Source organism: Streptomyces sp. NBC_00483, from assembly GCF_036013745.1.
Classification (GTDB): Bacteria; Actinomycetota; Actinomycetes; order Streptomycetales; family Streptomycetaceae; genus Streptomyces.
This window is the reverse complement of record NZ_CP107880.1, coordinates 8,043,479-8,059,381: the sequence shown is the minus strand read 5'-3', so window position 1 is coordinate 8,059,381 and position 15,903 is coordinate 8,043,479. Positions and strand designations below refer to the sequence as shown.

At 69.3% G+C, this 15,903-nt stretch carries 11 protein-coding genes; 6 read left to right on the top strand and 5 right to left on the bottom strand.

Annotated elements, in window-relative coordinates:
- Positions 1–30: 30 nt before the first annotated feature.
- The 3 genes from OHA73_RS35935 (at position 31) to OHA73_RS35925 (ending at position 4,257) form a co-directional block, all read left to right on the top strand.
- Positions 31–2,331 carry an excinuclease ABC subunit UvrA gene (locus tag OHA73_RS35935; RefSeq protein WP_267068456.1) on the top strand — a complete coding sequence of 767 codons (2,301 nt, stop codon included), beginning with the start codon at positions 31–33 and terminating at the stop codon, positions 2,329–2,331.
- 77 nt (positions 2,332–2,408) lie between these two features.
- Complete coding sequence (ddaH, locus tag OHA73_RS35930; protein ID WP_266715744.1) at positions 2,409–3,185, top strand: dimethylargininase; 777 nt, start codon at positions 2,409–2,411, stop codon at positions 3,183–3,185.
- Positions 3,186–3,279: 94 nt separating this feature from the next.
- Entirely contained in the window at positions 3,280–4,257 is a 978-nt protein-coding gene (locus tag OHA73_RS35925; RefSeq protein WP_266715742.1) for an acyl-ACP desaturase, read from the top strand.
- A 54-nt stretch (positions 4,258–4,311) separates the two neighbouring features.
- On the opposite strand, the gene OHA73_RS35920 is transcribed toward OHA73_RS35925, so the two are convergent.
- Together OHA73_RS35920 and OHA73_RS35915 are read right to left on the bottom strand one after the other, a co-directional pair.
- A complete protein-coding gene (locus OHA73_RS35920; protein ID WP_266715740.1) occupies positions 4,312–4,554 on the bottom strand; it encodes a WhiB family transcriptional regulator in 243 nt (80 codons plus the stop codon).
- Positions 4,555–4,648: 94 nt separating this feature from the next.
- The gene (locus OHA73_RS35915) at positions 4,649–5,440 is read right to left on the bottom strand and encodes a VOC family protein (protein ID WP_266715738.1); all 792 of its coding nucleotides are present in this window, start codon (positions 5,438–5,440) and stop codon (positions 4,649–4,651) included.
- A 246-nt stretch (positions 5,441–5,686) separates the two neighbouring features.
- Between OHA73_RS35915 and OHA73_RS35910 the strand changes: the two genes are divergently transcribed.
- Positions 5,687–6,907, top strand: a complete 1,221-nt coding sequence (locus OHA73_RS35910) for a glycoside hydrolase family 64 protein (RefSeq protein ID WP_267072723.1) — start codon at positions 5,687–5,689, stop codon at positions 6,905–6,907.
- Positions 6,908–6,947: 40 nt separating this feature from the next.
- Here OHA73_RS35910 and OHA73_RS35905 read toward each other — a convergent pair whose 3' ends face one another.
- Both OHA73_RS35905 and OHA73_RS35900 read right to left on the bottom strand, forming a co-directional pair.
- Positions 6,948–8,561 carry a GMC family oxidoreductase gene (locus tag OHA73_RS35905; protein WP_327657219.1) on the bottom strand — a complete coding sequence of 538 codons (1,614 nt, stop codon included), beginning with the start codon at positions 8,559–8,561 and terminating at the stop codon, positions 6,948–6,950.
- Between the two features lie 271 nt (positions 8,562–8,832).
- Entirely contained in the window at positions 8,833–9,777 is a 945-nt protein-coding gene (locus OHA73_RS35900; RefSeq protein WP_327658593.1) for a multicopper oxidase domain-containing protein, read from the bottom strand.
- Positions 9,778–10,034: 257 nt separating this feature from the next.
- Between OHA73_RS35900 and OHA73_RS35895 the strand changes: the two genes are divergently transcribed.
- Both OHA73_RS35895 and OHA73_RS35890 read left to right on the top strand, forming a co-directional pair.
- Positions 10,035–12,548: a ThuA domain-containing protein gene (locus OHA73_RS35895; RefSeq protein ID WP_327657218.1), complete on the top strand. Its 2,514-nt coding sequence runs from the start codon at positions 10,035–10,037 to the stop codon at positions 12,546–12,548.
- 4 nt (positions 12,549–12,552) lie between these two features.
- Positions 12,553–14,775, top strand: a complete 2,223-nt coding sequence (locus OHA73_RS35890; protein ID WP_267068460.1) for an OmpL47-type beta-barrel domain-containing protein — start codon at positions 12,553–12,555, stop codon at positions 14,773–14,775.
- 13 nt (positions 14,776–14,788) lie between these two features.
- Here OHA73_RS35890 and ligD read toward each other — a convergent pair whose 3' ends face one another.
- A complete protein-coding gene (gene ligD, locus OHA73_RS35885; protein ID WP_327657217.1) occupies positions 14,789–15,838 on the bottom strand; it encodes a non-homologous end-joining DNA ligase in 1,050 nt (349 codons plus the stop codon).
- Between the last annotated feature and the right edge of the window lie 65 nt (positions 15,839–15,903).

Genomic DNA, 15,903 nt, shown 5'->3' with positions numbered 1-15,903 from the left:
GTGTCGGGTATCCCACCTAGCGTCGTCGGCATGAACTACCTGCACATCGTCGGCGCCCGCGAGAACAACCTCCAGGACGTCACCCTGCGCATCCCCAAGGAGCGGCTCACCGTCTTCACCGGGGTGTCGGGCTCGGGCAAGTCGTCCGTCGTCTTCGACACCATCGCCGTGGAGTCGCAGCGGCAGCTGAACGAGACGTACACCTGGTTCGTCCGCAACCGGCTGCCCAAGTACGAGAAGCCGCACGCGGACGCGCTCGAGGAGCTGACGCCCGCGATCGTCGTCGACCAGAAGGCGATCGGCGGGCACTCCCGGTCCACGGTCGGCACGATGACCGACGTGTACTCGGTGATCCGCGTGCTGTTCTCGCGGCACGGGACGCCGAGCGCGGGCGGCGCGACCGCGTACTCGTTCAACGACCCGAGCGGGATGTGCCCGGAGTGCGACGGGCTCGGCCGCACCGTGCGCCCCGACTACGAGCGCATCCTCGACCCGTCGAAGTCCCTCGCGGGCGGCGCCGTGCTGTTCCCGCCGTTCGCCGTCGGCACCTGGCAGGGGCAGACGTACACGAACACCACCGACCTCGACACCAGCAGGCCCGTACGCGAATTCACCGCCGCCGAGCGGGAGTTCCTGATGCGCGGGCACGGGCGGACCGTGAACGTCGCCAATACCGGCGGCCGCCGCGACATCGACTTCGAGGGGCTCGCCGACCGCTTCGAGCGGCTGTACCTCAACCGGGACCTGTCGACGCTGAGCCGGCGCACGCGCGACCTGGTCGGCCGGTTTCTGACCGAGGGCACCTGCCCGGTCTGCGACGGGGCGCGCCTGAACGCCGCCGCGCTCGCCACCCGCGTCGAGGGCCTCGGCATCGCCGAGTGCACGCGCATGGAGGTCGGCGAGCTGATCCCGGTGCTGCGCCGTATCAAGGGCGCGGTGGCCGGGCCGATCGCCGGGGCGGCCGTCACCGCGCTGGAGCGCATCGAGGCGATCGGCCTCGGCTATCTCAGCCTGGACCGGGAGACGTCGACGCTGTCCGGCGGCGAGGGCCAGCGCCTGAAGACCGTGCGGCACCTGGGCTCCAGCCTGACCGGGATGACGTACATCTTCGACGAGCCGAGCGTGGGCCTGCACCCGCGCGACGTGGGACGGCTCAACGATCTGCTGCTGCGACTGCGCGACAAGGGGAACACCGTGCTCGTCGTCGAGCACGACCCCGATGTCATCGCCGTCGCCGATCACGTCGTCGACATGGGCCCGGCGGGCGGCGCCGACGGCGGGCGCGTGGTGTTCGAGGGCACGCCGGGCGCGCTGCGGCGCGCGGACACGCTCACCGGCCGGTGTCTGCGCCGCACGGGCGGGGTGAAGGAGGACCCGCGCGCGGCGACCGGCCACGTACGGGTCGAGGGCGCCCGGGTCCACAACCTCAAGGACGTCACCGTGCGGGTGCCGACCGGCGTGCTCACCGCCGTCACCGGGGTCGCCGGGTCCGGAAAGAGCTCCCTCGTGTCGGGGGCGTTCTGCGCCGCGCACCCGGAGGCCGTGGTCGTCGACCAGTCGTCGATCGGGATCTCCGGGCGCTCCACCCCGGCGACGTATCTCGGGATCATGGACACCGTACGGAAGGTGTTCGCGCGCGAGACGGGTACGGAGCCGGGCCTGTTCAGCTTCAACTCCGGCGGCGCCTGCGAGCACTGCGAGGGGCGCGGCGTGATCCACAGCGATCTGGCGTTCATGGACCCGGTGACCACCGTGTGCGAGGCGTGCGGCGGGCGGCGCTTCAAGGACGAGGTGCTCGGCCTCACCGTGCGCGGCCGCAGTGTCGCGGACGTACTCGACATGACGGCCGCGCAGGCCCTCGACTACTTCGCCGACCTCGACGAGAAGGGCGTACGCCGCCGCCTGCAAGCCCTGCACGACGTCGGCCTCACCTATCTCACGCTCGGCCAGCCGCTGAGCACCCTCTCCGGCGGCGAGCGCCAGCGCATCAAGCTGGCGACGCAACTGCACCGCACCGCGGCGACGTACGTCCTGGACGAGCCGACCACCGGGCTGCACATGGCGGACGTCGACGGGCTCGTGGCGCTGCTCGACCGGCTCGTCGACACGGGCAACACCGTGGTCGTCGTCGAGCACAACCTCGATGTGATCCGGCGGGCGGACTGGATCATCGATCTGGGCCCGGAAGGCGGCCGGCACGGCGGGGAGCTGCTTTTCGAGGGCACACCCGCCCAACTGCTCGACGCGGAGGGCTCGTTCACGGCGGAGCACCTGCGGCGGGCCGTCGCGGGCGCGGACAGGCCCGGTGAGGGGGAAGTGACGGCCGCGTGACAGGGGATTCCGCGACACGTGTCGCCCTGTGCATGATGTGGGCACCGTCACCCTCGCCCGTCGCCATGGAGTCCGCCGTGCCCAGCAAGAAGGCCCTCGTCCGCCGCCCGGGACCGCGCATCGCGGACGGGCTCGTCACCCACATCGAGCGGACCCCTGTCGACGCCGCGAAGGCGCAGGAACAGTGGAAGGGGTACGTGGCCGCGCTTGAGGCGCACGGCTGGGAGACGTTCCTCGTGGAGCCGGTCGACCTGTGCCCGGACGCGGTGTTCGTGGAGGACGCGGTGGTGGTCTTCCGGAACGTGGCACTGATCACCCGCTCCGGCGCCGAGTCGCGGCGCCCGGAGACACCGGGGGTCGAGGAGGCCGTGGCGCGCCTCGGCTGCTCCGTGAACTGGGTGTGGGAGCCGGGCACCCTGGACGGCGGCGACGTACTGAAGGTCGGTGACACGATCTACGTAGGGCGCGGCGGGCGCACCAACGCAGCGGGTGTCCAGCAGTTGCGCGCCGTCTTCGAGCCGCTCGGCGCGCGCGTGGTCGCCGTTCCCCTCTCCAAGGTGCTGCACCTGAAGACCGCGGTGACCGCGCTGCCCGACGGCACCGTCATCGGCCATCCGCCGCTGGTCGAGCACGCCTCGCTGTTCCCGCGCTTCCTGCCGGTGCCCGAGGAGTCCGGGGCGCATGTGGTGCTGCTCGGCGAGGACCGGCTGCTCATGGCGGAGAGCGCGCCGAAGTCGGCGGAGCGGCTCGCCGACCTCGGATACGAGCCGGTTCTGGTGGACATTTCCGAGTTCGAAAAGCTGGAAGGCTGTGTGACCTGCCTCTCAGTTCGCCTTCGAGAGCTCCACACGTAACCACTGTCTTTATGGGCCACTTAACCTACGGCAACGTAACCTACGACACCGTAGGTATCTCCGCTCGTATTACCTCCGTCCCCCAGGAGCCTCCGTGACCGTCATCTCCCCCCGCCTCGGCTCGTCGACCACATGGACCGACGCCCGCCTGCTCCACGCGCTGGAAGAAGTCGTCGAGCAGGAGCTCAACCGGCACCTCAAGGTCGCCAAGGACTGGATGCCGCACGACTACGTGCCGTGGTCCGACGCCCGCAACTTCCCCGAGTTCTTCGAGGACGGCGAGGCCTGGTCCAAGGACCAGTCCAAGGTCACCGAGGTCGGCCGCGTCGCCCTCATCGTCAATCTGCTCACCGAGGACAACCTCCCCAGCTACCACCACGAGATCGCCTCGCTGTTCGGCCGCGACGGCGCGTGGGGCACGTGGGTGCACCGCTGGACGGCCGAGGAGGGCCGGCACGGCATCGTGATGCGCGACTACCTGCTCGCCTCGCGCGCCGTTGACCCGGACCAGCTGGAATCCTTCCGGATGTCGCACATGAGCGAGGGCTACCAGTCGGACAACAGCCACTCGATGCTGCACTCGGTCGCGTACGTCTCCTTCCAGGAGCTGGCCACCCGCGTCTCGCACCGCAACACCGGCCACCAGTCCGGCGACCCGGTCTGCGACCGCATGCTCGCCCGCATCGCCACGGACGAGAACCTGCACATGGTCTTCTACCGGAACCTGCTCAAGGCCGCGTTCGAGATCGCGCCCGACCTCACCATGCAGGCCGTGCGCGACGTCGTCGTGAACTTCCGGATGCCGGGCCACGGCATCCCCGGCTTCGAGCGCGCGGCGGCGCAGATGGCCATCGGCGAGGTCTACAACATGCGCATCCACCACGACGACGTGATCCAGCCCGTGCTGCGCTTCCTGAAGGTCATGGAGATCGACGGTCTCGGCCCCGAGGGCATCAAGGCGCAGGAGGAGCTGGGCCTGTTCATGAACGGTCTGGACACCGAGGCCTCGAAGTTCGACGAGAAGCTGGCGGCCCGCAAGGCACGGATGGCGGCGCGGGCGGCCGGCGCCTGACCGCTCCCCGCCCGGGTGCCCCGGTCCGGGGCGCCCGCATCGCGCCCGGTAGCGTCAGCCGCGCCTGAGCCGCTGTCGCTCCTTCTCCGAGAGTCCGCCCCACACCCCGAACCGCTCGTCGTGGGTGAGGGCGTACTCGAGGCAGCTCTGCCGGATCGGGCACAGGCCGCAGATCGTCTTGGCCTCGCGGACGGAGCTGCCCGGTTCGGGGAAGAAGAATTCGGCACCGGTCTGGGCGCACAGCGCCTGGTCCTGCCAGGTGGGGCCGGCAGGCGTAAGGGTCGTGTTCGCGTACATGGCGGCCAGTCTGCCGCCCGCCGAAAAACGTTTGATCAACGCTCGTTCAACGGGCGGCAATCGGGCACCGTGGGCGCTTCGGATGCCCGGACGGTCACTTCTGCTCGGGGTCCCCCTTGAGCACCGCGAACGTCGCGCCGAACGGATCCGTCAGCTTCGCGATCCGCCCGACGCCGGCGATACTGACCGGCTCGGAGCGCACCGTGCCACCCAGCTCCTGCGTCCGGTCCGCCGTCGCGTCCACGTCCGGGACGTGGATGTACGTCGCCCAGTGCGGGCCCGCCGCGGCCTCCGAGGGGTCGCTGTCCAGCTTGGCGAGGCCGCCGAACATCGCGTTCTCGTCCGTGCCCTGCGGGTTGATCGTCGTGTAGCTCCCGCCGGGGAACTCGACGTCGAACGCGCCCCAGTTGAAGACCGAGCCGTAGAACTGCTTCGCGGCGGCCACATCGGGGGCGTACAACTCCACCCAGTTCAGCCCACCGTCGTCCCTGGTGTACTCGAGACCCTTGTTCTTCCCCGGCTGCCAGATACCGAAGGGGGCGCCCGCCGGGTCGTTGAAGACGGCCATGCGGCCCAGGTCGAAGACGTCCATCGGCTGGAGCAGGGCGCTGCCGCCGGCCTGCTCGACCGCCTTCGCCGTGGCGTCCGCGTCCGAACTCTGGAAGTACACGGTCCAGCCGGGCTCGCCCTGCTCCGCGGTGACGGTCATGGCGCCACTCACCGTCCTGCCTTCGAGCTGGAACATTCCGTATCCGCCGGCCTCGGGGCCTGCCGACAGGAAGGTCCAGCCGAAGAGGCCGCCGTAAAAGGAGATCGCGCCGTCCATGTCGGGGGTACTGAGGTCCAGCCAGTTCGGCGCGCCGTCCACGAACTCGGTAGTGATCATGGGTCTTGCCCTCCTCGTCGAGGGTTTCTTTTCCGGACTGCCGAGTCTTCCACCGGGCACTGACAACCGCCCTCGCACCACGCTGACCTGGGCTGGTTCAGACCAGAGGAACCGAACGCTCCGCCTTCAACGGTTGAACACAAACAAATCATGGGAGCGCTCCCTGCGCGAACTCTTGACGCCTCCGTCCCCTCTCGCCACAGTAGGGCTCCCCCACACACCCCCCACATTCGAGGAGTGTCCATCGTGATCTCGCGCAGAATATTTCTCGCCAGCGCCGGAGCGGGTCTCGCCACGACGGCCGCAGCACTCACCCTTCCCTCCTGGACCGCGGGCGCCGCACCCGCCACTTGTGAACTGGCCCTGGAGAACAAGTCGTTGAGCGGAACGGTGCACGCGTACGTCACCGGCCACGAGAACGGCACCGGCAACTGGGTGCTGCTGCGCGCCGACGGCAGCGTCTACCACCCCGAGTCGCCGAGCGCCCCGCAGACCCCGCTGCCCGTCGACTGCGCCATCCCGCTCGGCGCCGCCGGGTCCGCCCCGAAGGTCGTGACGCTGCCTCAGATGTACGGCGCCCGCGTCTACTTCGTCCGCGACGACAAGCTCGAGTTCTTCCTCAACCCGGGCCCCTCCCTGGTCGAGCCTGCCTTTGCCACGAAGGAGGACGCGAACTACGGCAAGACCTGGGCGTTCGCCGAGTTCACCTTCAACTCCGAGCAGTTGTACTCCAACATCAGCTACGTCGACCTGATCACGGCCCTGCCCATCGGGATCAAGCTGGAGGGCGACGCCACGCACACCGTCGCCCCGTTCCCCGACGGCGCCATCGACAAGATCGCCTCGGATCTCGCCGCGCAGGCCGCCAAGGACGGGCAGCCCTGGGACAAGCTCGCCATCAAGGGCGAGGACGGCAAGGTGCTGCGCGTGATATCGCCGCAGAACCTCATGGCGCCGTACTTCGACAAGCCCGACGAGATGCCGTTCCGCGACGTGTGGGGCGCCTACATCGACAAGGTGTGGGAGAAGTACGCCTCGACCGACCTGAAGATCGACCTCCAGGGCGGGCGCGGCGTCTTCACGGGCCGGGTCAGCGGCGACACCCTCACCTTCAACGGCGGCCACACCTTCACCAAGCCCGCCTCGAAGGACATCTTCACCTGCAACCACGGGCCGTTCGCCAACAACCCGGACGACTCCGACGACAAGAAGGGCATCCTGTCCCGCCTCGCCGCCGGGTTCAACCGCAGCGTCATGCTCACGCACGCCGAGCAGCCCAACGGCCTCACGTCCGCGGACTACTACCAGGACGCCACGACCAACCACTGGTCGCGCATCGTGCATGCCAACTCGCCCATCGGCTACGCCTTCCCGTACGACGACGTGCAGGCCGAGGGACAGCCGGACGTGTCCGGCGCGGCGCACGACGGCAATCCGCGCCGGTTCACGGTGAGTGTGGGGTCGTAGCTCCCCTGGCGTGAGTTCGCAACTCCCCTGAAGAACAGCGCTACTTCGTGGCGTCCTCGCGGATCAGGTCCGCCGCCCGTTCCGCGAGGGCGACCGTGGGCGCGTGCGTGTGTCCGCGGGTGATGCGCGGCATCACGGAGGCGTCCACGACGCGCAGGCCCTCGGTGCCGCGCACACGCAGGCGGGGGTCGGTGACCGAGCCCTCGTCGGAGCCCATCCGGCAGGTGCCGACCGGGTGGTAGAGGGTCTCGGCGGTGGCGCGGACCGAGCGGGTGAGCTCCTCGTCGTCGACGACGCCGGGGTAGCCGCCCATCGGCCCGGTGTGGTGCGCGGCCAGGGCGCTCTGGGCGAGCAGCTCCTCGGCTCGGCGCACACCGGCGACGATCGTGCGCACGTCCTCGTCGTGGGCCAGGTAGTCCGGGTCGATGCGGGGCTGCGCGTCACGGCCCGTCGGGGTGATCCGGCCCTCGCTCTTGGGCTGGAGCAGGATCACGCCGAGAGTGAGGCCGTGCTCGGTGGGCTCCTCCAGGCCGTGGTTCACGAACGGCACCGGTGCGTAGACCAACTCGATGTCGGGCGCGGTGAGTTCGGGCCTGGTGGCGAGGAAGGCGACGGCCTCGCCGACGTTCGAGGTGAGCGGTCCGCGCCCGCCGAGCAGGAACCGGGCGATGTTGGCGGGCGAGTCGGCGCCGGTGAGCGAGATGGGCTTCGCGGCGCGGACGTTCAGCGCGTACATCAGGTGGTCCTGGAGGTGGCGGCCGACGTCCGGCGAGGCGACGAAGGTGTCGATGCCCGCCTCGGCGAGGGTCTCCGGGTCACCGATGCCCGCCTGTTGCAGCAGCTGCGGCGAGTTGATGGCGCCCGCGGAGAGGATGACCTCGCGGGTGGCGCGCAGGGTGCCGACGGAGACCCCGGAGGCGACGACGCCGGCGGCGCGGGTGCCGTCGAAGTCGATGCGGGTGACGCGGGCGTCGGTGTAGATGTCGAGGTTGGGTCGGCGCGCGGCGGGCTTGAGGTAGCCGTCGGCGGCGCTCCAGCGGCGGCCCTTGTGCTGGTTGAGCGGGGTCAGGGCGAAGCCGGAGTGGTCGGCCTGGTTCAACTCGTCGAGCTCGCGCAGTCCTTGGGCGCGGCAGGCGTCGAGGAACGCGGCCGTGGTCGGGTTCGGGTGGCGCGGCGGCGAGATGTGCAGCGGTCCCGCCGTGCCGTACACGGAGCCCTCCTGCGCAGCGCCCTGCCAGCGCTCGGCGCGCTGGAAGTAGCGCGCGAACTCGTCGTACGACCACGGGGATCCGGCGGCCTCGCCCCAGGCGTCGTAGTCGGCGCGGTGGCCGCGCACCCACATCATGGCGTTGATGGAGGAGGAGCCGCCGAGCGTGTGCCCGCGCGGCCAGTACAACTCCCGGTCGTCCAGGGCCGCTTGCTTGGTCGTCGAGTAGTCCCAGTCGTACGGCGTCTTGAACAGCTTCGGGAACGCGGCCGGGATCCTGATCTCCGTCTTGCGGTCGCGCGGCCCCGACTCGACGAGGGCAACCTTGACGGAAGGGTCCTCGGAGAGCCGCCCGGCCAGCACACAACCGGCGGACCCGGCCCCCACGATCACGTAGTCGTACGTACGGTCCTTGCTCAACGCGGCTCCCTCGATGATCAGTGCCATGTACAGGTGGCACCGATGCTCTACTCCCCGGTAAGCGCTGTCCAGAGCCCGTTGTGCGGGATGAGCGAGGATCGCGTCACGGGGCGGTCACGTCCCGCAGTCACGCGCTTCGCAGTCCGTGAACAGTCGACGACGGAGAGCGGCGAGGGGCGGGCGGGGCGGGCTTCACCATCGATGCCTGACACCCCGTCACCTTCGACATCGACGCGTCCGACACCGACGGGGGGGTGGGCCGCGCGTCGCACCACTGCCCCGCTCCGCCCCGGCTCGCTCAGTGGTGCGGCGCCTCGTACGGCGGGATCGTTCCGTCCGCCTTCTTCACCAGGAACAGGCCCGCCATCCCCATGTCCGAGTGACTCTGGACATGGCAGTGGTACATCCACGCCCCGGCCCCGACCCCCTCCCCCGCGACGATCTGGAACCCGAACGAGTCCGCCGGGCCGCAGATCTTGTTGTCGAGGACCTGAGTCGGGTCGTCGGGCCCCGTGAGCATGCCCGTGCGGTTGTCCGCCCAGCGGTGACCGTGCAGGTGGAACGTGTGATAGTACTCACCGTGCGTGATCATCACGATCTCGACGCGATCGCCCACCGTGACCTCGAAGTCGGGCACCTCGTGGGCCGCCTTGTTGTTGATCGTCATGTCGTTGAAGACGATCGTGAAAGTCCTGCCCGGGTCGGGCAGGACGTCACCCTTGCGGCGCACGACCACCGGGCCGTACAGGCCTTTTCTGATCCCGCCCGTGCCGTGGTCCGTGCCGACGACGTGATCGTGGTAGTGCCAGTAGCCCGCGGTCCCTGCCCGCCAGGTGCCGTCCTTCCTGCGCCCCGGGGCGTGTGTGCGCCAGGTGTAGGTGCGGGTACCGCCGGGTTCGACGTGGCTGCGATTCATCCGCGTACCGTCACTGGAGATCTCGTAGTCCATGCCGTGCACGTGCAGGCTCGCGTCGACGTCCGTGAGGTTGTGGAACTCGATGTGCGCCGCGTCGCCCTCGTTGAGCTCGATCAGCGGGCCGGGGATCGACGCCTTCCCCTTCTCGAAGCCGTAGCCGAGCCGGCCGTCCGCGAGATTCTCCGCGTACAGCGTCAGGCGCTTGACCTCGCCGCCCGCGGGCGCAGTGCGCGGCGGGGTGTCCGCCCCGGCCGCCGGTCCGGCCGACGCCCCGATGGACAACGATGTCACCCCGGCCGTTGCGGCCACGGCACCGCCGATCATCATGCGCCGGCTCAGTGCACGTCCGTCCTGTTCACTCGCCTGCGTCGACGCGTCGCGAGGTCTGTCGTGCTCGGTCACGGCCAACTCCCCAGTCTCGTACGGACTTTCACGTCGCGCAGGGCACCGTAACCACATGATCTTCGTTTATCCACACCCAGGACAAAGTTTGCGTCATATCGGTCATACCCCTTGGCGGACCACGAAAAGAGGTCTAGCTTCCACCGCGCCGTTGCTGTGTCCGACGAGGGGTGGGTGAACACATGCGTCGGTCGACGCATCAAAAGCCGTTGCCCGTACGAGAGTTCAGAGCGAGCCGAAGCAGACGTGCACGCGTCTGGGCGGTCGGGGTCGCCGCGGGAACCGTGACCGCCGGGCTGCTGGGCGGGCCGGCCGCCAGCGCGCGCCCGGCACCGGAACCGTCCCCGACAACGATGTCCGTCAAGTCGCCACCCGGCGGCGCGAATGTGCGGGTCCTGGTGTTCTACGGGTCCGCGGCCGGCGGCGACGAGTCGCCCACGGTCAACGCGGGCATCGAGGCGATCGAGAAGATCGGCCGGTCGGGACCCGAGGCCCAGCAGTTCACGATCACGGCGACGGACGACGCCTCCGTGTTCACGAACGCCACGAAGCTGGGACGTTTCAACTCGGTCGTCTTCCTGACCGGCGGGGGCGACGTCCTCGACCCCGACCAGGAGGCCGGCCTGGAGTCGTACATGGAGGCGGGCGGCGGTTTCGTCGGCGTCCATGACGCGGCCCGCGCCGAGCCGTACTCGGACTGGTTCACCGGCCTGATCGGGGCCCGGCCCGCCGCGTCGTCACCAACTGCCGCGCAGCGCGCGACGGTTGAGGTCGGTGACCGGCAGAACCCGGCGACGAAGGATCTGCCGGTGCAGTGGAAGCGCGCCGACAAGTGGCTGAACTGGTCGGCGAACCCGTCCGGCGACGTGCACACGGTCGCGCGGGTCAACGGGACCACGTACAAGCCGGGCGAGGGCGCGAACGGCGCCGACCACCCGATGAGTTGGTGCCGTGACTACGACGGCGGCCGGTCCTTCTACACCGGGATGGGCGGCACGGTCTCCTCGTACGACGAGGTGGACTTCCGCGACCATCTGCGCGGGGCGCTGCTGTGGACGACGCGCATCGCGCGCGCCGACTGCAAGGCCGCGATCGACGCCAACTACAAGGCGGAGCGCCTGACCCAGGCCAATCAGGCGGGTCAGAACGACCAGATCGGCGAGCCGCACGGGCTCGTCACCGCTCCCGACGGGCGCGTGCTCTACATCGGGCGCGGCGGCGCGGACTCGTCCCAGCCGGTGATCACCGACTGGAACAACCCCGACGTCGGCAAGGGCATCGGCCAGATCCACGTCTACGACCCGAAGACGAAGAAGGTGACCCTCGCGGGGGCGCTGACCATCTTCGGCAACAAGGGCGGCGGGGACGAGCTGGTCAAGGTCGAGGAGGGTCTGCTCGGTATCGCGCTGGACCCGAAGTTCGAGCAGAACGGGTACGTGTACCTGCACTACACGCCGCACTCGGGGCTCGACCGCGACAAGCAGATGGCCGAGCGGCAGGTCTCCCGCTTCACGCTCGACCTGAGCACGAACAAGCTGGACCCGAGCAGCGAGAAGGTGCTGCTCAAGTGGCCGGTGCAGGTGCACAGTTGCTGCCACGCGGGTGGCGGGATGGCCTGGGACTCCAAGGGGAACCTGTACATCGCGACCGGTGACAACAACTCCTCGCAGTTCAGCGACGGTTACTCGGGCAACAACCCGGAGCCGAACTACAAGGGCGTCTCGTTCGCCGACGCGCGCCGCACCGCGGGCAACACGAACAACCTCAACGGCAAGATCCTGCGCATCCACCCGGAGGCCGACGGGACGTACACCCTGCCGGAGGGCAACCTCTTCACCGGCAAGGAGACGGCCGAGGGCGGCGGCAAGACGCGCGGCGAGATCTATGTGATGGGTGTCAGGAACCCGGCGCGCATCTCGATCGACCCGAAGACCGACACGCTGTACGCGGGCTGGGTCGGACCCGACGCGGGCGAGCCGTCCACGACGTGGGGCCCGGCCAAGTACGACCAGTTCGCCGTCATCACCAAGGCGAGCAACCGCGGTTGGCCCTACTGCATGGGCAACAAGCAGCCCTACCGCGACCGCAACCTGCCGGACCCGACGAAGCCGCTGGGCTGGTACGACTGCGACCACCCGAAGAACGAGTCGCCGAACAACAACGGCCTCGTCAACCTGCCACCGGTCACCGGCAACAACATCTGGTACTCGCCGCAGGGCGGGGCGCCGGACTACCCGCGCGACGCGAACGGCGTTCCTTCGTACAAGAAGGAGGAGGCCAAGTACCTGCTGCCGTGGCTCAAGGGCGGCGGCCAGGCCGCGATGGACGGGCCCGTCTACCGTTACGACGCGTCGATCCCGAACGCGGGCAAGTGGCCGAGCTACTGGGACGGCAAGTGGTTCGTCGGTGACTTCTACGATGCCGACCAGCCGCGCAACGCGGTCCTCACCGACCCGAAGACGCACGGCGACGGATCGATCCCGGTCCACTCGGAGTCGTTGAAGAAGATCATTCCGATCGGCAACGACGGCATCAAGAACCTCATGGACTGGAAGTTCGGTCCCGACGGTGCGCTGTACGTCCTCGACTACGGGCGCGGCTTCTTCACCTCCGACTCCAAGTCGGCGCTGTGGAAGGTCACTTACACCGGTGGCGAGGCGACCCCGGCCGCCGATCAGCTGGCCAGGAAGGGCTGATCACATGCGATCCACGCGACTGATGCGCCCCGTGCGCAGACACAGACTCCTGACCGCTCTGCTCGCCGCGATGCTGATGTGTCTCGGTCTCGGCTCGCTGCCGGCCGCGACCGCGGCGCCCGCGCCCGAGGCGGCGGCCGACCAGGTGCTGACCTGGACGGCCGGCGACGACATCACGAAGTACGCGTCGGCGCCCACGACGGCCATCGCCGGCAAGGCGACGATCGTCTTCGAGAACAGCACGGCGACCGGCAACACCACGGGAATGCCGCACACGTTGACGTTCGACGTGTCGGACCCCGAGTACAACAACGACGTACCGCTGAACATCCTTGCCAACCCGAACGACGACATGGGCGGCAAGCACACGGCCGAGGTCACCCTCTCCCCCGGCAAGTACCGCTATCACTGCACGATCCCCGGGCACACCAGCATGACGGGGGTCCTGACGGTGACGGACGGGGGCGGCGGTGACGACACGACCGCTCCGGAGACCTCGGCGAAGGCCGAGGGGCAGACCAACGCCGACGGCGCGTTCGTCGGGTCCGCGTCCGTCTCGGTCACCGCGACCGACGCGGGTTCGGGCGTCGACAAGATCGAGTACGCCCTCGACGGCGGCGCGTACACGCCGTACACGGCGCCGGTGGTCGTCGACCAGGTCGGCGCGCACACCGTGAAGTACAAGGCGACCGACAAGGCGGGCAACGCCGCCGCGGAGAAGTCGCTCGACTTCACCGTGGTCGCGCCGCCGACGGACGACACGACGGCGCCGGAGACCTCGGCGACGGTGACCGGCGACAAGGACGACGCCGGTGGTTACGTCGGCATGGCCACGGTGACGGTCTCCGCGTCGGACGCCGGCTCCGGGGTCAACACCATCGAGTACGCGGTCGGCGCCGACGGCGCCTGGCAGCCGTACACCGCGCCGGTCATGTTCCACGACCCGGGCACGTACAAGGTGCGCTACCGAGCCTCGGACAAGGCGGGCAACGCCGCCGCCGAGAAGTCCGTCGACTTCACGGTCGTGGCGCCGCCCGTCCAGGACACGACGCCTCCGACGGTGTCGCTGGCGGTCGGCGGGGACAAGAACTCCGACGGCGCGTACATCAACAACGCGAAGCTGACGGTGACGGCGACCGATGACATGTCGGGCGTCGACAAGGTCGAGTACTCGCTCGACGGCGGGCCCTATCTCGCGTACACCGCCCCCGTGGTGGTGGACCGGGTCGGCGCCCACTCGGTGGCGTACCGGGCGAGCGACAAGGCGGGCAACACCGCCGCGGCACAGGCGTTCGTGTTCGCGGTGGCCTCGGGCGGCGGCGTTCCAGCACCCAACTGCCCGGAGCTGGACGAGCGTTCCACCGTCTTCGTCGGCACGACGGACACCGGCATCCCGAACCGGGTCACCAACAACCGGTGCCGCATCGGCGAGTTGATCGAGGACGAGAAGGAGTGGACGTCGCACGCGCTGTTCGTCAAGCACGTGAAGACGGTCACCGACAAGCTTCTCAAGGAAGGCGTCGTCGATCAGCGCGAGTACAACAAGATCAACAAGGCGGCGCGGCAGTCCCCGATCGGCACGCCCGGTCAGACCGACGGCTACAAGAAGATCCTGGACGGCACGCAGGAGCAGTTCGCGAAGTGGGAGCAGGTCGGCGGCGGCAAGTTCGCGCTGAACGCCGACGGGTCGATCACCAGCAGCACATCCGTCGACGGCATGGGCATGTTGTGGTTCCCGCAGCGCAAGTACGGCAACTTCTCGCTGAAGCTCCAGTGGCGTGACGACGCGCCGGGCACGGGCAACGCCAACGGCGGTGTGTTCGTGCGCTTCCCGTGGGTGCACGACAACCCGGAGGAGCCGAACCCGGAGTGGGTCGCCATCAAGTACGGGCACGAGATCCAGGTGCTCGACAAGCCCGATGGGGACATGTACAAGACCGGTTCGATCTACGGCTTCGACCGGGTCGGCCTCGCGGGCGCGGGCGTCACCCAGAAGGGCACGTGGAACGACTACGAGATCAAGGTGGTGGACCAGCGCTTCTCGATCTACCGCAACGGTGTGCTGATCAACGAGTTCGACAACACCGGTGGCCAGGTCTTCGAACCCCCGCGGGACGACGACCCGGGCACGGACGGCCGACGTTACTCCGAGGGGTACGTCGGGCTCCAGGTGCACAGCACCACGGACGTCATCTCGTACCGGGACATCCGCGTGAAGGAGCTCTGAGCCTGCCTGCACGTCAGTGAGTCGAGCCGGGTCCGTCCTCGTGCCGGGCCCGGCTCGGCTGCACCCGCTTGGGCTCCCCCGGCATCTTCGGGTACTCGGGCGGGTACGGCAGGTCGCCGAGGCCGCGGTCCTTCTCGTCGCGATCGGCCAGCTCCAGGAGGGCGTCGAGGGAGAACCTCTCCTTGTCCATGTCGGCGTGTACGTCGCCGAGTTCGGCGTACCGCTTCGGCATGGTGACGATGTCGAAGTCGCGGGGCAGCGCGTCGCCCAGCTCGTCCCAGGTGAGCGGGGCGGAGACGGGGGCGTGCGGGCGGGCGCGCACCGAGTACGCGGAGGCGATGGTGCGGTCGCGGGCCGTCTGGTTGTAGTCGACGAAGATGCGCTCGCCCCGCTCCTCCTTCCACCACGCCGTGGTGACGAACTCCGGCATGCGGCGCTCCAGTTCGCGGCCGCAGGCGATCGCGGCGCGGCGCACCTCGGTGAACGTCCAGCGCGGTTCGATGGGGACGAAGACGTGCAGTCCGCGGCCGCCGGAGGTCTTGGGCCAGCCGCGCAGGCCGCCGAACTCGTGGAGCACGTAGCGGAGTTCGTTCGCCGCGTGCACGGCGTCGGCGTAGTCGGTGCCTGGCTGCGGGTCGAGGTCGATGCGCAGCTCGTCCGGGTGGTCGGGGTCGTCCCTGCGCACCGGCCAGGGGTGGAAGGTGAGGGTGCCGTACTGGGCGGCCCAGATCACCGCGGCGACCTCCGTCGGGCACATCTCGTCGGCCGTCCGCCCCGAGGGGAAGGTGATCGTGGCGGTGGGGATCCAGTCGGGCAGGTTCTTCGGCGCGCGCTTCTGGTAGAAGGACTCGCCGGTCACTCCCTCGGGGTAGCGCTCCAGGGTGGTGGGCCGGTCGCGCAGGGCGCGCAGGATGCCGTCGCCGACCGCGAGGAAGTAGTGCGCGAGGTCGAGCTTGGTGTAGGTCACCTTCCCGCCGTCGGGGAAGAACACCTTGTCGGGGCTGGACAGACGCACCGTCCGACCGCCCGCTTCCAGTTCCACTGCCGCACCCTTGCCGCCCATGCGCTCACGCTAGGCCGAAAGGACGTAATGCGCATACCGGGCGATACGGCACCGTAGAGGACAGA